16 protein-coding genes are annotated in these 19,604 nt (G+C 66.0%); 4 read left to right on the top strand and 12 right to left on the bottom strand.

Features of this window, described 5'->3' with window-relative positions:
* Position 1: 1 nt before the first annotated feature.
* The gene (locus LDO26_RS10155; protein WP_232130978.1) at positions 2-1,051 is read left to right on the top strand and encodes a FecCD family ABC transporter permease; all 1,050 of its coding nucleotides are present in this window, start codon (positions 2-4) and stop codon (positions 1,049-1,051) included.
* 1 nt (position 1,052) lies between these two features.
* Entirely contained in the window at positions 1,053-2,021 is a 969-nt protein-coding gene (locus tag LDO26_RS10150; RefSeq protein ID WP_232130977.1) for an ABC transporter ATP-binding protein, read from the top strand.
* Here the strand turns inward: LDO26_RS10150 and LDO26_RS10145 are convergent.
* From LDO26_RS10145 to folD, 11 genes are all read right to left on the bottom strand, one after another.
* On the bottom strand, positions 2,011-2,184 hold the full coding sequence (locus tag LDO26_RS10145; protein WP_232131107.1) for a hypothetical protein: 174 nt from the start codon (positions 2,182-2,184) through the stop codon (positions 2,011-2,013). The two genes, LDO26_RS10150 and LDO26_RS10145, sit on opposite strands and share 11 nt — an antisense overlap.
* Before the next feature lie 510 nt (positions 2,185-2,694).
* Positions 2,695-5,802: a type I restriction endonuclease subunit R gene (locus LDO26_RS10140; RefSeq protein WP_232130976.1), complete on the bottom strand. Its 3,108-nt coding sequence runs from the start codon at positions 5,800-5,802 to the stop codon at positions 2,695-2,697.
* A complete protein-coding gene (locus LDO26_RS10135; RefSeq protein WP_232130975.1) occupies positions 5,799-6,482 on the bottom strand; it encodes a hypothetical protein in 684 nt (227 codons plus the stop codon). The genes LDO26_RS10140 and LDO26_RS10135 overlap by 4 nt, the downstream gene beginning before the upstream one ends.
* On the bottom strand, positions 6,472-7,002 hold the full coding sequence (locus LDO26_RS10130; RefSeq protein WP_232130974.1) for a MarR family transcriptional regulator: 531 nt from the start codon (positions 7,000-7,002) through the stop codon (positions 6,472-6,474). Before LDO26_RS10130 ends, LDO26_RS10135 begins: the two co-directional genes overlap by 11 nt.
* Before the next feature lie 177 nt (positions 7,003-7,179).
* On the bottom strand, positions 7,180-8,109 hold the full coding sequence (locus LDO26_RS10125) for a DUF5655 domain-containing protein (RefSeq protein WP_232130973.1): 930 nt from the start codon (positions 8,107-8,109) through the stop codon (positions 7,180-7,182).
* Positions 8,106-9,482 (bottom strand): restriction endonuclease subunit S, encoded by a 1,377-nt coding sequence (locus LDO26_RS10120; protein WP_232130972.1) that lies wholly within the window; start codon positions 9,480-9,482, stop codon positions 8,106-8,108. The genes LDO26_RS10125 and LDO26_RS10120 overlap by 4 nt, the downstream gene beginning before the upstream one ends.
* Positions 9,479-11,326 (bottom strand): type I restriction-modification system subunit M, encoded by a 1,848-nt coding sequence (locus LDO26_RS10115; protein ID WP_232130971.1) that lies wholly within the window; start codon positions 11,324-11,326, stop codon positions 9,479-9,481. The genes LDO26_RS10120 and LDO26_RS10115 overlap by 4 nt, the downstream gene beginning before the upstream one ends.
* 236 nt (positions 11,327-11,562) lie before the next feature.
* Positions 11,563-12,252 (bottom strand): hypothetical protein, encoded by a 690-nt coding sequence (locus LDO26_RS10110; protein ID WP_232130970.1) that lies wholly within the window; start codon positions 12,250-12,252, stop codon positions 11,563-11,565.
* A gap of 204 nt (positions 12,253-12,456) precedes the next feature.
* The gene (gene guaA, locus LDO26_RS10105) at positions 12,457-14,073 is read right to left on the bottom strand and encodes a glutamine-hydrolyzing GMP synthase (RefSeq protein ID WP_232130969.1); all 1,617 of its coding nucleotides are present in this window, start codon (positions 14,071-14,073) and stop codon (positions 12,457-12,459) included.
* Between the two features lie 139 nt (positions 14,074-14,212).
* Positions 14,213-15,670 (bottom strand): IMP dehydrogenase, encoded by a 1,458-nt coding sequence (gene guaB, locus LDO26_RS10100; RefSeq protein ID WP_232130968.1) that lies wholly within the window; start codon positions 15,668-15,670, stop codon positions 14,213-14,215.
* A gap of 224 nt (positions 15,671-15,894) precedes the next feature.
* Positions 15,895-16,788: a bifunctional methylenetetrahydrofolate dehydrogenase/methenyltetrahydrofolate cyclohydrolase FolD gene (gene folD, locus LDO26_RS10095; protein WP_232130967.1), complete on the bottom strand. Its 894-nt coding sequence runs from the start codon at positions 16,786-16,788 to the stop codon at positions 15,895-15,897.
* A gap of 116 nt (positions 16,789-16,904) precedes the next feature.
* Between folD and LDO26_RS10090 the strand changes: the two genes are divergently transcribed.
* A complete protein-coding gene (locus tag LDO26_RS10090) occupies positions 16,905-17,243 on the top strand; it encodes a DUF1244 domain-containing protein (RefSeq protein WP_232130966.1) in 339 nt (112 codons plus the stop codon).
* Between the two features lie 3 nt (positions 17,244-17,246).
* Positions 17,247-18,014, top strand: coding sequence for an alpha/beta hydrolase (locus tag LDO26_RS10085; RefSeq protein WP_232130965.1), 768 nt, complete (start codon positions 17,247-17,249; stop codon positions 18,012-18,014).
* A gap of 312 nt (positions 18,015-18,326) precedes the next feature.
* Here LDO26_RS10085 and LDO26_RS10080 read toward each other — a convergent pair whose 3' ends face one another.
* Positions 18,327-19,367, bottom strand: coding sequence for a DUF2272 domain-containing protein (locus LDO26_RS10080; protein ID WP_232130964.1), 1,041 nt, complete (start codon positions 19,365-19,367; stop codon positions 18,327-18,329).
* Between the last annotated feature and the right edge of the window lie 237 nt (positions 19,368-19,604).

Raw genomic sequence — 19,604 nt, 5'->3', positions numbered from 1 at the left:
GATGGTGCCCAACACGCGCCGCCTGCGTGCACCGCTGGCACTCGGTCTGGCTGCGCTCGCTCTGGTCTGCGCGGCAATGGCGAGCCTAGCGATCGGCCATGAGGTGTTGTCGGTGGGACGTGTGCTGCACGGCCTGTTCGGATTCGAGCCGCAGTCCGCGGAGTACCGCATCGTCTCCGGCCTAAGGCTGCCGCGCGTGCTCGCCGCGATCATCGGTGGCGGCGCACTCGGTGTCGCCGGCCTGCTGATGCAGACACTGTTCCGCAATCCGCTGGCCGATGCCTGGTCGATGGGACTCATGGCCGGCGGCCAGTTCGGCGCGGCGCTGGTCGTCGTGGCCGGGGCGGTGGTCGGGCCTGCGGCGCTGCAGGCACTGGGGGCGCTGTCGGGCATGGGCATCGTCGCCGGTTCCGCGCTGGGCACGCTGGGTGTGGCCCTGGCGATGGCCGCGATGGCGCGTCGCGTGGGCTCGGTCACACTGCTGGTGCTCGGCCTGATGCTGGGCTTTCTCGCCCAGGGCCTGATCGGCGTGCTGCTGCACTTCACCAACCGCACGCAGACGCGGATCTTCTCCTCGTGGAACGACGCGACTTTCGCGTCGGTGGCATGGCCGGACTTCGCGACCTGGTTACCGCCCCTGCTGATCGGTCTCGCGCTCGCGGTCTGGCTGGCCAAGCCGCTGACCGCGCTCCTGCTCGGAGATACCTACGCCGAAAGCCTCGGCGTCGACGTGCCGCGCCTGCGGCGGCGCGTGCTGGCCGCGACGATCCTGCTCGCGGCGCCGGTGACTGCATTCTGCGGCCCGGTCGCCTTCGTCGGTCTGATCACGCCGCATCTCGCACGCGGTCTGATCGGTTCAGCCCGGATCGGCGCGCTGCTGCCGGCGAGCTTCGCGCTGGGCGCGCTGTTGGCATTGGTGGCCGATCTCGTCGTGCATTTGCCTTGGCGCCAGCATTTTCTGCATCTGAATTCGATCCTGGCGATCCTCGGCGCACCGGTTGTGATCGTCCTGTTGCTGACCGCGCGCAGCCTGCGCGCAGCGGAGCGCTGACATGCTGGCCTTGCGGGACATCCGGATCGGCTACGGTCGACGCGTGCTGGCGACACTGCCCGACCTCGACGTGCAGGCGGGCGAGTTCGTCTGCCTGCTGGGCCGCAACGGGCAGGGCAAGTCGACGCTTCTGCGCACACTGGGCGGATTCCTGTCGCCGCTGGCGGGCGAGGTCTCGCTCGACGGCGTAGCGGTGCGCAGTCTGTCGGGCAGCGAACGAGCAAGACGCATCGCCGTGGTCCTGACCGAACGCGTGCAGGCCGGCGCGCTGGGCGTGCGCGAACTCGTCGAGTTGGGGCGCCAGCCGCATACCGGCTGGTCCGGCGTGCTCGGCGACGAGGATCGCCGCATCGCCGCAGATGCACTCGAGCGCGTCGAGGGCGCGCATCTCGCCGATCGCAGCATCGACAGTCTCAGCGACGGCGAACGGCAGCGGGTGATGATCGCGAGGGCCTTGGCCCAGCAGCCGCAGGTCCTGCTGCTCGACGAGATCACCGCCTTCCTCGACCTGCCCAGCCGGGTGACGATCATCGACCTGCTGCGCCGCATCGCGCGAGAGCAGGGCGTGGCCATCGTGCTGTCAAGCCACGATCTGGAACTGTCGCTGGAAACCGCCGACCGTCTGTGGCTGCTGCCCGGGGAAGGGCACTTCCTTGACGGCACGCCCGAAGACATCGCGCTGTCTGGCGCGATCGGCGCCACGTTCGACCAGCACAACCTGCGCTTCTCGCTTGAATCCGGGCGTTTCGAGTCGACGGCTCGGGAAGGTCGAGCAGTGCAGGTTGCAGTCGACGGCGTAGAAGCGACTTGGCTTTGTCGCGCACTTCGACGATCCGGGTTTACGCCCTTGGAGCATGCTGAAACAGGCGCGCCAGTGATCAGATTCCTCGGGTCGGACGCGGGATGGCAAGTGGGAGACGCGTCCCCCGCGCGCTCAATCGCGGCGCTGTTGGATCAACTCAGAAGCTGATTAAAGGCGTGACGCTACATCCGCTCTTGACCAAAAGCAGACCATCCTTGATGACGTCGTTCTCGAACATCTGCTCGGCCAGCAACTTCTTCAGCCGGGTGTTCTCCGATTCCAGCTCCTTCAGGCGCTTGGCGTCGGGGACGCTTGGGTAGGGTTGGCGCATGTGCTAGGGAGGCTTCGCCGTACCCAATACCGAGAACAGCTATTCAGCCACGCGGCTGAGTGTGGGGGTACTTTTCCGCGGATATGTGTGGTTGGGGATCGTTGTCCGTTGGCGTCTGCAGATGGCGACAGTTGAGCGGGCTAGATGGGTAGGGTTAGCGCGGGTGCTGGGGAGACTTCGACGCGTACAACACTCGCAGCTCGGGATGTATCAGTTTTACTTGTCCCGGCTCTTGACCGCAATGCGTTGGAGGGTTATCGCATTGCGGGCAAGAAACAGCGGGATCGGTGCGCACCGAAGCGATTGTGCACCGCGGTCGTAGTGTGCGGTGTCTAACTCAGCTTTACAGTGCCAGCACGTGGTCATAGCGGCCTCCTTGCAGCTTGGCGGCAAGCCAGCGTAGGGCGGCGACCGTGTACGCCGCGCATCCTCTAAACTTCGCATAATGCACATTATGTTAAATTCCACAGCTCGTTACGAGGCAGCGGCGCTGGTTGTCATCACAACGGATCACATCGTTGGCCGAGTGCCTTGCCCTTTGGCGCGAAGCGCTTCGTAGAGTTGCGCGGGTCCCAGCAAGATGTGTTTCAACCCATCCCGTACGCGGTCGGACTCCAGTGCCTGGCTGCTCATGGTGGTGTGCGCATCCAGCGCGTCCATGATCGCGTGCAGCAAGGCATCCTTCAGATCCGGGGAATTGGCGAACTGCTCCTTGCTGTTGCTGGCCGCTTGCTGCACCAGCGTCCTGTTCTCCAACAGCTTGCCCTTGAGTACGCCATTGACATAGACCAACTGGTCATCGTCGGTGAGCTGGCCCTCAAACAATCCGTTGACCTTCTCGATGATCTCGGCCAGGTACGCCTGCTGCTTTTCCTGCACGCCGCCACTGCCCACAGAGCCCATCGGCGCCAGCTTGTAGCTGCCGTCGGTGTTGAAGTCCAGCGGATCCTTGCTGCCTCTGCGCAAGGTGTGGTGGGTCAGCACGACCTTGGACAAGTCGGCCTCGTCTCGTTCACGGCCGAACTCAAGTAGCGGGATCAGGCGTCGATAGAAGATGAAGCGCTTTTCGATGTCGGTATTGCCGTAATCGAACATCTGCGAGAGGAAGGCATACAGCCGAACGAACGCGCCCATATCGTTCTTGAACAACACCAGCGCGTCCAGCGTGTCCTTGGCGGCCTGGGCCGCACTCCCGTCGCTGCCGGCTTCGGCAGCAACCCTGACCTGCTGTGTCGCTTTGTAGCGCTTGAGGAGGCGGTCCGCCACCGGGGCGATCGCAGCACTGAGCTGCGCCTGCGTCCCGGCTGGATCCGTCTCCACCTTCGCCACGCGCTCGACTTCGAAGGTGTCGTAGTGCCCACTGGCATCGAGCTTGGCGCGCAGGTCATAGACCATATTCGGATCGGTCGTCGCTTCCAGTTCCGCCGTCTCGTAATAGGTCTTGAACGCGGACAGCACGTCGGTCGCGTCATTGACGAAATCGAGGATGTAGGTGGTGTCCTTGCCCGGGTACGCGCGGTTCAGGCGCGAGAGCGTCTGCACCGCCTGGATGCCTCCCAGCTTCTTGTCCACGTACATGCCGCACAGCAAAGGCTGGTCGAAGCCGGTCTGGAACTTGTTGGCGACCAGCAACAGGTTGTATTCGGGCTTGGCGAATGCCTCGCGGATGTCCTGTCCCTTCAGCCCAGCATTCAGCAGCTTGCTGGTTTCGGTCACCGCTTCGGGAAAGCTCTCGGGATCATTGATCTCGCCGGAAAACGCCACAAGCACGCCCAGCGGATAGCCTTGGCGTTCGATGTAGCCGCGGATCGCCTTCTGCCAGCGCACCGCCTCCTTGCGCGAGGCCACCACTACCATCGCCTTGGCCCTGCCCTCCAACAGCGGCTGCACGTTCTCGCGGTAGTGCTCGACCACGATCTGCACTTTCGACGCGATGTTGTAGGGATGCAGGCGCACCCACTGCATGATCCCCTTCATTGCCGCGGAACGTTCAACCTGTTTGTGGTCGATCTCCTGGCCTTCATGCGTCAGGCGGAACGCCAGGTCGTACGGCGTGTAGTTCTTCAGCACGTCGAGGATGAAACCTTCCTCGATCGCCTGCCGCATCGAATACACGTGGAACGGCTGCGGCAAGCCATCCGGACCCGGCCGTCCGAACAGCTCCAGCGTCTTGCCCTTGGGCGTTGCGGTGAAGGCCACGTAGGTCAAACCAGTGCCGCCGGTGCGTGCCGCCATGCCGGCGGCAAGCAGCGCCTCGGTGTCGATCTCGCCGCCGTCCTGAAGTTCCGCCCATTCCTGCGCGCTGAGCAGCTGCTTGAGCTTGGCTGCGCCCTCGCCGGTCTGCGAGCTGTGCGCCTCGTCGGCGATCACCGCGAAACGCTTGCCTTCCGTCGCCGCCAGCTCCTGCACCGCCTGCAGCGCGAACGGGAAGGTCTGGATGGTGCAGACGATGATCTTCTTGCCGTCCTTGAGCGCCTGCGACAACTGCGCACTCTTGCTGCCATGCTCGCCAGTGATGGTGGCCACCACGCCGGTGGTGCGCTCGAAGTCGAAGATCGCCTCCTGCAGCTGCACGTCCAGCACGTTGCGGTCGGACACCACCAACACGCTGTCGAACAGCTTGCGGTGCTGGTCATCGTGCAGGTCGGCAAGGAAATGCGCGCTCCACGCGATGGAGTTGGTCTTGCCCGAGCCCGCCGAATGCTGGATCAGGTAGCGCTGCCCTGCCCCGTTCGCGCGCACGTTGGCCACCAGTTTCCGCGTGGCGTCGAGCTGATGGTAGCGCGGGAAGATCACGCTCGCCAGCCGCTTCTTGTCGTCGCGCTTGCCGATCAGGTAGCGGCCCAGGATCTCCAGCCAGCTGTCGCGCGCCCAGACCTCCTCCCACAGGTAGCCGGTGGCGAAGCCTTCCGGGTTGGGTACGTTGCCGGCTGCTCCATGGTTGCCGCGATTGAACGGCAGAAAACGCGTGCCGGGCCCCTGCAACCGCGTGCTCATCATCACTTCGGCCTGACTCACTGCGAAGTGCACCAGCGCACCGCCGGGGAAGCCCAGCAGCGGTTCGGCCAGCCTGCCCTTGGGATGCGGGTGGCGGTCGAAGCGGTACTGGTCCACCGCATCGCCCACGGACTGGGTGAACTCCGACTTCAGCTCCGCCGTAGCCACCGCGATGCCATTGACGAACAGCACCAGGTCCACGCAATCATGCGGGTTGTTCGGCGAATGCCTGACCTGCCGCACCACCCGCAACCGGTTGGCTGTGTAGTGCTGCGCGATCACCGGGTTCATCGCCAGCGCCGGCTTGAACTGCACCAGCGACAGCGGGCCCTTCAGCCCCAGCATCTCCACGCCCCGGCGCAGCACGTCCAGCGTGCCACGCTCGTCGAGATTCTTGCGGATGCGTTCGGCCAACCGCTGGCCCAGCTGCGGCCCGTGCGTCTTCGACAGCGCCTGCCAACTGTCCGGCTGCGTCGCCTCGATCCACGCCAGCAGGTCGGGCAGGAACAACGCATGGGTGCGGTCGTACTGCGCAGCATCGCCTTCGGCGTACAGCCAGCCGTTGCCGGCAAGGTGCGCGCAGATCTCGCGTTCGAAGTGGTGTTCCTGGTGCAGGTTCATTGCGACATCCCCCGTAGTCGCGCTTCGACAATGCCGGCACGTTCGGGCTCGGCAATCAAGCCCGGCAATGCATTGGCGAAATCCGGATGCGACAGCAACCCCGCGAAGGCCGTGGCCACCGCCTCCCGCAATGCCGTCGGCGAAGCCGCCAGTTCGTCTGCCAGCTCTTCGCGTCCATCCACGATGTTCAGCACATCCTCAAGATCGTGACTGGCCAGGATGTCACCCGCGCCACGGCCGGCGAAAGCCTCCAGCTTGGTCGCCACGAAGGCAACGGCATTGGCCAGTCGGATCGACAATCCCGGGGCCAGGTTGAACGGCACCGCGGTGTCGACCGCATACCGGTACCAGCGGTTGGAAAAGCCGAGCACATCCGGCTGCACGGGCATCAAGTCGAACAGTACTCCGCTTTCGCGATGCACCCAGCGGCAGACCACACCGCTTTCCATGTCGCGCGCGAAACCGCGCTCGGCAACCTGCTCTTCGATGCGATGGAACCGCGCAAGACCCGCCTCGACGATGGCGTCCACATCGCGAGTCGCGCGCACGCCCTCGGCCAGGGGATCGGTCACCAGCAACCCGGCCACTGCGCCGCCCACGAACACCACCTGCTCTCTCAGGTCGCCCAAAGCCTCGGCAATCACGCGCAGATAAGGCAGGTTGGGATCGTCACGTCGCATCGCCACTTCCCAGCGCCTTCTGCAGCAGTTCGGCCGCCAGCGCCCGCTCCCGCGCGCGACCTGCACGCAACGCGTCCTGCAGGGCAAGCAATTCGTGCAGGGCGGGATCAGCCAGCGCCGCCTGCGGCACCGTGCGGTACAGCGGCGACAGCGTCGGCCCCTTATGTGTGCCGGATGGATGTGCCCAGACCGGCGCATCGCCTTCGGCGGCCGTGATCTTCCCGGCAAGCGGTGGCGTCCCGAACGACGTCGGCACGCCACGGCGGGCCGCTCCTGCCTCCGCCGGCCAGACATAGCGCACGCCATGCACCGCGAATTCCAGCAGCGCCGGACGCACCGGCGACCAGTCCCCGCGGCCGCGCATCACCGCCAGCCCGGCGGCCACCGCGCGCTTCACGCTGGCATGCGCTTCGGACGCGCTCATCGCCAGGGCTTCGCCCAGAGAGGCGTAGGTCCAGCGCTGCCCCGGGTGAGCGGCAGCCTTGTAAAGCACCAGCAGATCCTGCGGTTTGAGTTCCATGGCGAGTCATTCATTCGCTATTCGCGAATTGCGAATATCTCGCCTTTCCGATCGGAGCGCAAGCCTTGATTCCTGTGCTGTGCAACCCGCGCGCGCGACGCGCCAACACGCCTCGCCGTGTTGCCCTTCCGGCAACGAATGTTGCCCTGCGGGCTGCGAAATTCGAATCCGACCCCTTCACTGCTCCGAGTAGCTCCGATCCAGCAACGGCCTGGCCTTCTCGAAGTCGGCCATCGTGCGCAGGGTGAGCTCCAGGTCGCCGGTGCCCCAGGTGCCGATGTTGCGCGTGTCGCGGCTGAAGCCTTCTTCCAGCGCCACGGTATCCGGGTCGACCTTCAGCATCACCAGCAGCTTGTCGCGATAGGGGATCACGCAGGCGAAGTTCTTCAGCCGGCGGAAGGCGGTGTAGAGCTTGAGGTGCTTCTCCTGCACGTCATCGCCCAGTGCCGAGAGATAACCGGCCAGCGACGCATACAGCGCCTGGATCGTCGGCGCAGCATGCGCCAGTTGCTCTTCCGCACTCTTGTCCTTGCCGCTGGGCCTGGACTTGCCGGAAGCCTGCTGCATCGCAGAGTCGGCCTTGGCGACCGTGGCATCGGCCACGCTGACCGCATTGACCAGCTCCAACAACAGCAACTCATCGCCGAACAGCTTGTAGCGGATCAGCTCGACGTTGCGCGGGATCTGCTGCACGGCGTGTTGGTCGTAGCGGGTGAAATCGGCGGCGATGCACAGCAGGCGGGTGCCGGCCCAGTCGATGGCGTCGGCCGCGTCCTTGCCCAGCTTTTCCATCACCAGCCAGCGGAACTCGGCCTGGTGGTCGAGCAACCAGTCCAGGTAGAACAGGCCTTGGTTGATGACATTCTCGTTGCTGTGGCGCTTGTACTCGACGATGACCGGGCAGCCGTTCTCGTCCAGCCCCAGCGAATCGATCCGGCCCTTGTGGGTCTTGCCGGTGGCGTATTCGCTGGCGAGGAAGCACACGCCGAGGAAGGCCGGCATCTGCGACTCGATCAGGGATTGCAGCTGTCTTTCGATCGCGGCGGCGCGGCCGGGAAGTTCCACCGCATTGCCGCCGGCCACGCGGAACAGCTGGATGTCGCTCATGCGGCTTGTTCCTCGATGGGGACTTCGCCGCGCACGTCGATCTTGCCGGTGACGGCGGCGGCGATCAGGGCGCTGCGGCGTTCTTTGAGCAATGCGATGGCGCGCAGAGCACCGTTCGACAATGTATGGAGTCTGCCGGTCTCGACCTGAAGGAAATCAATGATTGCGCGTTGTTCGTCCACGGCTGGCAACGGCAGCGGCAGGTTGAGCACAACGCTTTGGCCGATGTTCAGCATGGAACTGCTGGCACCCGTCGCCGCGATTTCAACTTGTGACCGCGCCTCGCGCGTACCCAGGACGGCGGCGGCGTAGTTTGGCAAGCAGACGTCTAAAGCAAGCCGAAGACGATAGAGCTTGTCGCAGAGCAAAAGTCGGTCAAAGTCGAAAGGCACGACCGCAGCACTGCCAACGAGTTCCTTCGTATTCGCCCGGGAGATCAGGAGGTCGCCCGCTTTCAATGCGTACTCGGACAGAGGTGTGAATTCAGGTGGAAGCTTCTTGTTCTCCTTCGCATCGAACGCTCCGCCGTTCACGCAGCCAACTTTTAGAACGCCCCACTCTTCGGGTTCTTCCACCGGGAAATTCTCGCACTGGGGGCTCCATCCTTGCTCGATGCTCAGAGCCGCCTGCTTGAATCGTGTCACATCCCAATGCGCTGGCACTTCGCCCAGCCACGGGATGCCGGAGTCCTTCATCGGGGCGTTGGGGTCGAGGCCGCGAGTGACGGCGTGGGAGATGGTGGCCTGGCGCTTTTCGGCCAGCAGGGCCAGCAGCTTTTCCTGCTCGGCGATCAGGGTGTCGATCTTGGCGGTTTCGCGGTCGAGAAAGGCGGTGATCGCATCCTGTTCTGCCGGCAGCGGGAGCGGGACGATCGTTTCCGCCAGATAGGAATGCTCGATGCTTTCCACAGTAGCGCCTTGCTTCGCCCATGCGAGCAGAAGCAAGTCGTTCAACCCCTGAACCCAGCGCAGGAAGAAATCGCTAGTCGCTGATCCTTTCGCGAAGCGAAGCGCCTTCATATCCTGATTCAGCGCTACTGGACGATCGTTGATAGCGACGGGAATTGTGTGCTTCAGAATGCCAGAACGTACAACGATGAGCAGACTTCCTTCATCAATCATCGAGGAAGTGCTTGCGGCAAGCCCATCCTCGGTGACGTATTCCTCAGCGCCAGCGATACGCTCTACTTTCATGTCTTTCGGCGAAACCCAAGGGATGTCTCCATTCCAGTAGTTCGGGTTCTCTCGCGACGGAGTACCACCTCCGCAAAAGCGCGTAAACGAACGAATCCTCGCCAGTTGCCAATGTTCCGGAACTTCTCCTAACCACTGGACCCCACTGTCCTTGTACTCTGGGTACCTCGGAAAACTCATTTCACCAACTCCCCCAGCATCCGCATGATGCTGGCCGACACCTGCTTCAGCTCCGCATCGATCTCCTCCAGCGGCCGCGGCGGCTCGAACACGTAGAAGTGGCGGTTGAACGGGATCTCGTAGCCGACCTTGCTTTTGGCCTCGTCGATCCACGCATCCGGCGCGTGCGGCAGCACTTCACGGGCGAAGTATTCGCCGATGTCCTGCCCCAGCGGCACGTTCTCGGTGTCGCGCAGGCTGGAATCGGGCTGCGGCTTGCCCTTCTGCCTGCCTTTCTGGCCGAGGACGATGTTGCCGGCCTCGTCGCGCAACGGGCGCTCGACGGTGATGGTGGTGTAGCCGAAGTCCTCGTTGCGGAAGATCCGCGAGACCGGCACGGCTTTGGCCTTGCCGCCTGGCGGCGGTTCGGGAGCGCTTTGGGTGGCGGGCACGATATGCTGGGCCACTTGCCTGCCTTCGGCGTCGAACAGGATGACGCGCTCGGCCTCGACGAAATCGCCGAACAGGCGGGTGATGGTGGCGATGTGGCCGTCGCCGAGTTCCTTGCGCTTGCTGCCGAGCGACTTGCGCATCTTCTGCCAGAAGCCGCTGGCGTCGATCAGCTGCATCCAGCCGCGGCGGTCGTCCGGCTTCTTGTTGGAGACAATCCAGATATAGGTGCTGATGCCGGTGTTGTAGAACATGTCGGTGGGCAGGCCGATGATGGCCTCCACCAGGTCGTTCTCCAGCAGGTAGCGGCGGATCTCGCTCTCGCCGCTGCCGGCACCGCCGGTGAACAGCGGCGAGCCGTTGAGCACGATGCCGAAACGGCTGCCGCCCTCGCCGTCCACCACCGGCGACATCTTCGACACCAGGTGCAGCAGGAACAGCATGGAGCCGTCGGACACGCGTGGCAGGCCGGGGCCGAAGCGGCCGTCGAAGCCCTTTTCCTCGTGCTCCCTGCGCACGGCCTTCTCGACCTTCTTCCACTCCACGCCGAACGGCGGGTTGGACAGCATGTAGTCGAACCTGCGGCGGGCGAAGCCGTCTTCGCTGAGGGTGTTGCCGGGAACGATGTTCTCCACCGCTTGACCGCGGATCAGCATGTCGGCCTTGCAGATGGCGTAGGACTCGTCATTGAGCTCCTGCCCGAACAAGGTGAGCCGCGCGGCCGGGTTGTGCTGCATCAGGTGCTCTGCACCCACCGAGAGCATGCCGCCGGTGCCGGCCGTGGGGTCGTAGAGGGTGCGGACCACGGCGTTTCCGGGAGTGAGCACGTCGTCGTCCTCGATGAAGATGAGGTTGACCATCAGGCGGATGACTTCGCGCGGGGTGAAGTGCTCGCCGGCGGTTTCGTTGGACAGTTCGGCGAACTTGCGGATCAGTTCCTCGAACACATGGCCCATCTGCGCGTTGTCGACACGATCCGGGTGCAGGTCGATGTTGGCGAACTTCTCGGTGACCAGGTACAGCAGGTTGGACTTGGCCAGGCGCTCGACCTGGGCATGGAAGTCGAAACGCTCGAAGATGTCGCGCGCCTCCGGCGAGAAACCCTGGATGTAGGCGTAGAGGTTCTGGCGGATGTGGTCCTGGTCGCCGAGCAGCTTCGGCAGGTCCATCGGCGAGGTGTTGTAGAACTTCGCCTTGCCCACCTTGCGGCGCAGGAACGGGTCCGGGTTGACGCCGGCGGCGGTCTTCTTGTCGTGCTCCGCCAGCACCTTGTCCTTGGTCAGTGCCAGCACGCAGTCCAGGCGCCGTAGCACGGTGAACGGCAGGATGACGCGGCCGTATTCGTGCGGCTTGTAGTCGCCGCGCAGCAGGTCGGCGACAGACCAGATGAAGGCGGACAAGGCCTGTTGGTTCAATGGGCACTCCCTTTCGTTCGAGTCGGCGGAGGCTCGACGATGATGCGTCGGGCCACACGACGGTGATCTGAGAATGATAGCGACGGCAACCTGGAGGCGCCCGAGTTGCACCGTCGGAACTTGGGAAGGGCAGGTGGCCGGTCGACGACGGCTGATCGTTATCGCATTGCGAGACTGGCGAACAATCGTGCCGGCAATCCAGCCGACAGGTTCGCGCGCCAAGCCGCCAAGCGCTGTCAGCTGCTGCAGCGATTGCTCAGGGAGACCGCGCTGCGCGAATCGACAGAGCGAAGAATGAGCCTGCAGGCGCGGCCGTCAGCACTGGAGTACGCAATGGATTCCCCGCTTCGAAGGAACTGTGGAGCCGAATCGCCTGCCAGAGATGTCACGGAGACATAGGCTCCGTTGCTTTGAATGTTCTGCACCCCGACCTCGGACTGAGCATCCAGCGGCATTCCGGTGTCGCTGGTCAGAATCATGTCCACGCCTCCAGGTACGCCGACGAGACGGGCAACACGCTCGTTCTCGGCGTTCGCCAGTTGCAGGCGTGCGAGGAGGCTGGCGTTGATCCGGCGGATCTCGCCGACTGCGCCCCTGACCTCGGAAACCGCGTCCCGGTCACCAGACCGCAGTGAACTCAGACCTTCCTCCAGCCTTTTGAAGGAAGCGGCCTGTTCATCCCTGATGCTGACCAGGAAGTCATCCGGTCCAACCACTTTTCCCTTCCCCCACTGATAGACCTCGCTGCCCATCACGCCCAGCGCCACCAGGACCAGTGCAATGATTGTCCGCGTGACCGGATTTCCCTTTTCGCCTTCGTCGCGCTTTCCCCAGTACCAATTCAGAAAGCGCACCATCACTCCGGGCCGCTTTGCTTTGCCAACTTCCTTCTCCGCGGGCGCGGTTGCATCCTGCTGGATCTGCATCATGTTCCCCCTGACTGTTTTACGGCGTTCCCCGCGCCGGAGTGAAGCACTGCCCACCAACTCCGACGGTCATTGGTGTCCAGCATTCGTGCTAATGCGCCACTTTGGTCAACCGTACACGTTCTCAGGGAGAACGTCATAGTCGATCGCTACATCAGAAGAGGCTCCAGGAAGCTTTGGCTATTTGAGGACTGGATGCCCCGCTCACTCCCACTCGATCGTTGCCGGCGGCTTGCCGCTGATGTCGTAGACCACGCGCGAAACCCCACGGACCTCATTGATGATCCGGTTCGAGACGCGGCCGAGGAAGTCGTACGGCAGGTGCGCCCAGTGGGCGGTCATGAAGTCGATGGTCTCCACGGCGCGCAGCGCGATCACCCATTCGTAGGCGCGGGCGTCGCCGACGACGCCGACGGACTTGACCGGCAGGAACACGGCGAAGGCCTGGCTGGTCTTGTCGTAGAGGTCTGCCTTGCGCAGTTCCTCGATGAAGATGTGGTCGGCCTTGGCCAAGATCTCGGCGTATTCGGCCTTGACCTCGCCGAGGACGCGCACGCCCAGGCCCGGGCCCGGGAACGGATGCCGGTAGACCATCGCCTTCGGCAAGCCGAGTTCGACGCCGAGCCGGCGCACCTCGTCCTTGAACAGCTCGCGCAGCGGCTCGACCAGGCCCAGCTTCATGTGCTCGGGCAGGCCGCCGACGTTGTGGTGGCTCTTGATGACGTGCGCCTTGCCGGTCTTGCTGCCGGCCGACTCAATGACGTCGGGATAGATGGTGCCCTGCGCCAGCCACTTGGCGTTGGTCAGCTTCGAGGATTCCTCGTCGAAGATCTCGACGAACAGGTTGCCGATGATCTTGCGCTTGGCCTCCGGGTCGCTGACGCCCTTGAGCGCGCTGAAATAACGGTCGCGGGCGTCGACGCGGATCACCCGGATGCCGAGGCCGTGCGCGCTGGAGGCATCGGCGAAGGTCGCCATCACCTGATCGCCTTCCTGCCAGCGCAGCAGGCCGGTGTCGACGAACACGCAGGTCAGCTGGTCGCCGATCGCCTTGTGCAGCAGCGCGGCGACGACCGACGAATCCACGCCGCCCGACAGGCCGAGGATCACCTCGTCGCTGCCGACGGTCCCGCGCACGCGGGCGATCTGGTCGTCGATGATGTTGGCCGCGGTCCAGAGCGTCTGGCAGCCGCATATGTCGACGACGAAGCGGCGCAGCAGCGCCTGGCCCTGTTTGGTATGCGTGACTTCCGGGTGGAACTGCACGCCATACCAGCGCTTGTCGTCATTGGCGAACGCGGCGACCGGCACGCGGTCGGTGCTGGCGGTGACAATGAACTCGGGCGGCGCTGCGCTGACGTGGTCGCCGTGGCTCATCCACACGTCGAGGCGCTGGCTGCCGGCGTGGTCGCTCAGGCCTTCGAACAGGCGATCTCCGGCGACGATCGCGACTTCCGCATGGCCGTACTCGCGCGCATCGGCGGCTTCGGTCTCGCCGCCCAGTTGCTTGGCCATCGTCTGCATGCCGTAGCAGATGCCCAGCAGCGGCAGGCCGGCGTCGAAGACCTGTTGCGGTGCGCGCGGCGAGCCGTGCTCGGTGGTCGATTCCGGCCCGCCCGACAGGATGATGCCCTTGGGCGCGAACTTCGCGATCTCCGCCGGATCATGGTCCCAGGCCCAGATCTCGCAGTAGACGCCCAGCTCGCGGATGCGCCGGGCGATCAGCTGCGTGTACTGCGCGCCGAAGTCGAGGATCAGGATCTTGTCGTCGTGGAGCCGGGAGTGCGGATTGGTGATTGGTGATTCGGAAACGCCGGTCATGTGTGCCTCGTTGCAATCTGTTTGTGTCGCATCACGAACCGCTGCCTGCCCGCCCCGTCATTCCCGCGAAGACGGGTTCATGGCGGAATCTGCTTTTCCGAATCACCAATCACCAATCACGAATCACGCCAGGCGGGCCTCAGCCCGCTTGGTAATTCGGCGGCTGCTTGGTGATCTGCACGTCGTGGACGTGGCTCTCGCGCTGGCCGGCGCCGGTGATCTTCACGAACTGCGGCTTCTTGCGCATGTCCTCGATCGTCGCGCAGCCGACGTAGCCCATCGTCGCGCGCAGGCCGCCGGCGAGCTGGTGGATGATGCCGCTCAGCGGTCCGCGGTACGGCACCCTGCCCTCGATGCCCTCGGGCACCAGCTTGTCGGCGTCGGACGAATCCTGGAAGTACCGGTCCTTGCTGCCCTTCTCCATCGCGCCCAGGCTGCCCATGCCGCGGTAGCTCTTGTAGCTGCGGCCCTGGAACAGTTCGGTCTCGCCCGGCGACTCCTCGGTGCCGGCGAACAGGCCGCCGATCATCACCGTCGATGCGCCGGCGACCAGCGCCTTGCCGATGTCGCCCGAGTAGCGGATGCCGCCGTCGGCGATCAGCGGGATGCGGTCCTGCAGCGCCTCGGCGACCATGTCGACGGCCGTGATCTGCGGCACGCCGACGCCGGCGACGACGCGCGTGGTGCAGATCGAGCCCGGGCCCACGCCGACCTTGACCGCATCGGCGCCGGCGTCTTCCAGCGCCTTTGCGGCGTCGCCGGTGACGATGTTGCCGCCGACGACCTGCAGCGACGGGTAGCGCTTCTTGATCCACGCCACGCGGTCGAGCACGCCCTGCGAATGGCCGTGCGCGGTGTCGACGATGACCACGTCGACGCCGGCCGCGACCAGCGCCTCGATACGCTGCTCGGTGTCGCCGCCGACGCCCAGCGCGGCGCCGACCAGCAGCTGCTCGTCGGCGTCCTTGGCGGCGTTGGGGTTGTCGTGCGCTTTCTGGATGTCCTTGACGGTGATCAGCCCGCGCAGCGCGAAGTCGTCGTTGACCACCAGCACCTTCTCGATCCGGTGCTTGTGCAGCAGCGCCAGCACTTCTTCCTCGCTCGCGCCCTCGCGCACGGTGACCAGGCGGTCCTGCTTGGTCATGACGTTGCGCACCGGGTCGTCGAGCTTGGTCTCGAAGCGCATGTCGCGGCCGGTGACGATGCCGACCAGGCGGCCGCTGTCGACCACCGGCACGCCGGAGATGTTGCGGGCACGGGTCAGGCGCAGCACTTCACCGATCGTGGTGTCGGGGCCGACGGTGAACGGCTCGCGGATCACCCCGGCCTCGAAGTTCTTGACCCGCGCCACTTCGGCGGCCTGGCGCTCGATGCTGAGGTTCTTGTGCAGGATGCCGATGCCGCCGAGCTGGGCCATCGCGATCGCGAGGCGCGATTCGGTCACCGTGTCCATCGCCGCCGAGACGATCGGCAGGTTCAGGCGCAGGTCGCGGGTGAGCCGGGTGGCGAGGCGGACGTCCTTGGGCAGGACCGTCGAATGGGCGGGAACGAGCGAAACGTCGTCGTAGGTGAGTGCTTCGGCCTGGATGCGCAGCATGCGGGGTGCCGGGGAGGAGGAAGCGCGCCATTCTATCGCGTTTGCGGGCCTGGCGGCGGCCTGCCGGGTAGAACTGTTTGGCCACGGATCGACGCGGATCAACGCGGATATGGCAAAAAGTACATGGAATGCGGAGGTGTCGGGCGCAGGGACCCGGAAACGGACTTCCTCGCCTACTTCATGCTTTCTGATCCGCGTTGATCCGCGCAGATCGGTGGCGGAAATCAGCGCTTCCGATCCACCTCGTCCGCGGCCTCGGCCGCCTCGATGGTGTTCTGCATCAGCGTGGCCACGGTCATCGGGCCGACGCCGCCGGGCACCGGGGTGATCCAGCTGGCGCGGCGCGCGGCCTCGGCATAGCCGACGTCGCCGACCAGCCGGCCGTCGTCGAGGCGGTTGATGCCGACGTCGATGACCACGGCCCCCGGCTTGACCCAGTCGCCGGGGATCAGACCGGGCTTGCCGACGGCGACGACGAGGATGTCGGCCTCGCCGACGTGCCGGCGCAGCACGTCCGGCGGGGTGAACTTGTGGCAGCTGGTGACCGTGCAGCCCGCGATCAGCAGTTCCAGCGCCATCGGCCGGCCGACATGGTTGCTGACGCCGACGATGGTCGCGCTCTGCCCGCGCACCGGGCGGTCGGTCCACGCCAGCAGCGTGGTGATGCCGCGCGGGGTGCACGGACGCAGGCCGAACTGGCGCAGCGCCAAGTGGCCGACGTTCTCCGGGTGGAAGCCGTCGACGTCCTTGCGCGGGTCGATGCGGTGGATCAGCCGCGTGGCGTCGGGAATGCCCGGCAGCGGCAACTGCACCAGGATGCCGTGCACCGCGGGATCGGCATTGAGGCGGTCGATCAGCGCGACCAGCTCGGCCTCGGTCGTGCCGACCGGCAGGTCGAAATCGAAGGCCTGGATGCCGACCTTCTCGGCCGCGCGGCGCTTGTTGCGCACGTAGGACTGCGATGCGGGATCGCCGCCGACCAGCACCACCGCCAGTCCGGGGCGCGCCCCGCCGGCCGCGATGCGCGCGTCGACGCGGCCGCGCAGCCCCTCGAGCAGCGTGTCGGCAATGCGCTTGCCGTCGAGAATGCGGGCCGGGACGGGGTCTGCGGCAGTCATGCGGTCGGGATCCGGTGCGGGGGGCGCGTCATTGTCCCCGATTCCGCCCTGCCCTTGCAGGTGCGTGCGCCGATCGCGATGCTGGCCGCACCTTCTTTCCGCAGGACCGCGCGCCCATGAACGACGCCTCCCAACCCACTGCACCGCTCGATGCTGACACCCGCACCGCCGTCGAGGCCGCGGCATTCCGGCGCCTGCTGGCGCATCTCAACCAGGCGCGGCCCGACGTGCAGAACATCGACCTGATGATCCTCGCCGGCTTCTGCCGCAACTGCCTGGCCGACTGGTACCGCGAGGCCGCGCAGGCCGAAGGCGTCGCCCTCGACAAGGACGCCGCGCGCACGGCTGTCTACGGCATGCCCTTCGCCGAATGGAAGCGACTGCACCAGCGCGAGGCGACGCCGGCGCAGCTGGCGGCGTTCGAGGCGGCGCAACGCGACCATCCACGCGGCTGACCCGTGCGCACATGGCTGCTCCTGCCGGCGCTGGCCGCATTCGCCTACGCGGCGCTATGCGCGGCGATGTTCCTGGGCCAGCGCAGCCTGCTCTATTTCCCGCAGGCGACCCGCGTGGCCGCCGCCGGGACCGATTTCGCCGTCGAGCGCGAAGACGCGACGCTGCGTGGCTGGGCGTTCGGGCCGGCCGACGGCATCCCGCTGCTGTACTTCGGCGGCAACGGCGAGCGGGTCGAGGCCAATCGCGCGGATTTCGCACGCTGGTTTCCCCGGCATCGCGTCTACCTGCTGGCCTATCGCGGCTACGGCGCCAGCGACGGCACGCCGGCGGCGCCACAGCTGCTGGACGACGCGCTCGCATTCCACGACGCCGTCGCGGCGCGCCACTCCGGGCAGACGGTGGACGCCATCGGCCGCAGCCTCGGCGGCGGCATCGCCAGTCACGTGGCCGCGCACCGGCCGGTCGCCCGGCTGGTGCTGATCACCCCGTTCGACAGTCTCGTCAACGTCGCGCAGGGCCACTATCCGTGGCTGCCGGTGCGCTGGCTGCTGCGCGACCGCTACGACGTGACCGATGCGCTGGCGCAGTATCGCGGCCAGCTGCTGGTGCTGCGCGCCGGCCGTGACCGGGTGATCCCGCCGCGGCATACCGATGCACTGCTGGCCGCGCTGCCGCCGGAGACGGACGTAATGGCCTTCCCCGAGGCCGACCACAACGACATCCAGGCGCAGCCCGGCTACGCGGAGGCGCTGGCCGGCTTCCTGCGCTGAGGACATGTCTTTCCTTGGGTCTTCGCCCAACTGGCGCGTTTGCCGGACGCCGTAGGTAGGCCGCTCCGATCCCCAGGACTCACCTCTCGTAGGTCGGGGCAACGCCCCCGACGCCGAAACGCCCGGTCAAGCCGCATCGGCGGATCCCGCGGCATCTCGCTAATCCGGACACCACGCGCGTCGGCCGCGTAGGGCCGACCTACGCAAGGCGCGCGTCTTTCCCGGACCTGGGTGATGAACCTTTTTCTTTGCGTACTCCTCGCCGTTGCGCGCAGCCGGCAATGCGATGGACTTGCGCCCACCGGACGGCGTTCAACGACCCGGCGATACGCCCGGACACGGCGGCAGGCCGTCGCCGGCGCTGCATTCGACGCAGCACATGGGCGTGGCCGGACGCGATGGATCCAGCGGTTGTGGAACCGGTCGAGGTACGGCGGCGACCAGTGGTGGCGATGGCTGCAGCGTCGCCAGTTCGGCGGCCGGCCGCAGCTGCAGCAGTACCGCCCAGTCCTGGCGGTTGGCGTCGCAGGCCTGCGGCGTGTCCGGCGTGCACGGCGGATCGTCGAGCGTACGCGTCGCCAGCGCGGCGAACTGGCCGCCGGGAGTCAGCGGCAGCATGCGCATGGTCACGCCGTCGAGCACGTTGCCGCCGACCAGATAGGCCTGCGCGCTGCCCTCGCCCGCGGCCGCGACCACCACGTCGCAGTGCATGCCGAGGCCGCCGTCGTCGCTGCTGAGCAGCGTCGCCAGCCCGGGGAAACCGAAGATCCGGTTGGCCACGCGCACGTAGCACAGCAGGTCGCCGCGGGCCGGCCGCACGGTACGCGGATCGGCCACGCGGTAGGCACTGGTCTCGGGCTGACGATAGGCATCGCGCACGTAGTCGACGTGGCTCGGCGCACCGCTGAAGCCGGGCAGCGCCGCGCGCCGCGCGGTCCATGACACGAACGCCGCCGACCACGGCACGTCGACCAGCAACGCACGGCACGCCGCCGACGGCTGCGCATTGAACGCGGCGAAGGCGCAGTCGTCGGCGCCCGGGCGGTGCTGCAGCCGCGGCAGCAGACCGGCGCCGAGCCAGTAGCCCGCCACCCGGCGCCAGGCCTGTTCGCCATTGGTCAGCAGCGCGGTTTCCGCTTCGCGCACCTGCGAGCCGGCGAGGCCACCGGACGCATCGATGAACGGCCGGTGCCACAGCTGGTGCTCCTCGCAGGCCGCCGCGGCGAGCCGGGTCGCCGGGTCCGGGGCGTCGACCTGCATGCGCAGCAATGGGCAGGGATCGGCGGCGGACGCACCCGCCGATGCCAGCAACAGCAGCACCGACAGCAGCAGGCATTGCGGGTATCGCGACATGCGGATCTCCGGAAACGGGCGGACCGCTCGATCCTGCCCGCTGCGGCGTGAAGGCCGTCGTCGCGACAGTGCAACCGGCCGCATTTGCCCTCACCCCAACCCTCTCCCGCTGTATGGACCGGACACATGGTGGACACCTGTTCGGAGACATGGTGGACAGGTCATGCGAGCGAACGGCCCGCGTTCACCGTCCGGGTCGTGCTGTCGATCCGGGCGATCCGATACGTGCTCCAGTAG

This window comes from Proluteimonas luteida (genome assembly GCF_021191695.1).
Taxonomy (GTDB): domain Bacteria; phylum Pseudomonadota; class Gammaproteobacteria; order Xanthomonadales; family Xanthomonadaceae; genus Luteimonas; species Luteimonas luteida.
The sequence above is the reverse complement of the archived record's forward strand: the minus strand, read 5'-3'. Positions and strand labels throughout refer to the sequence as shown.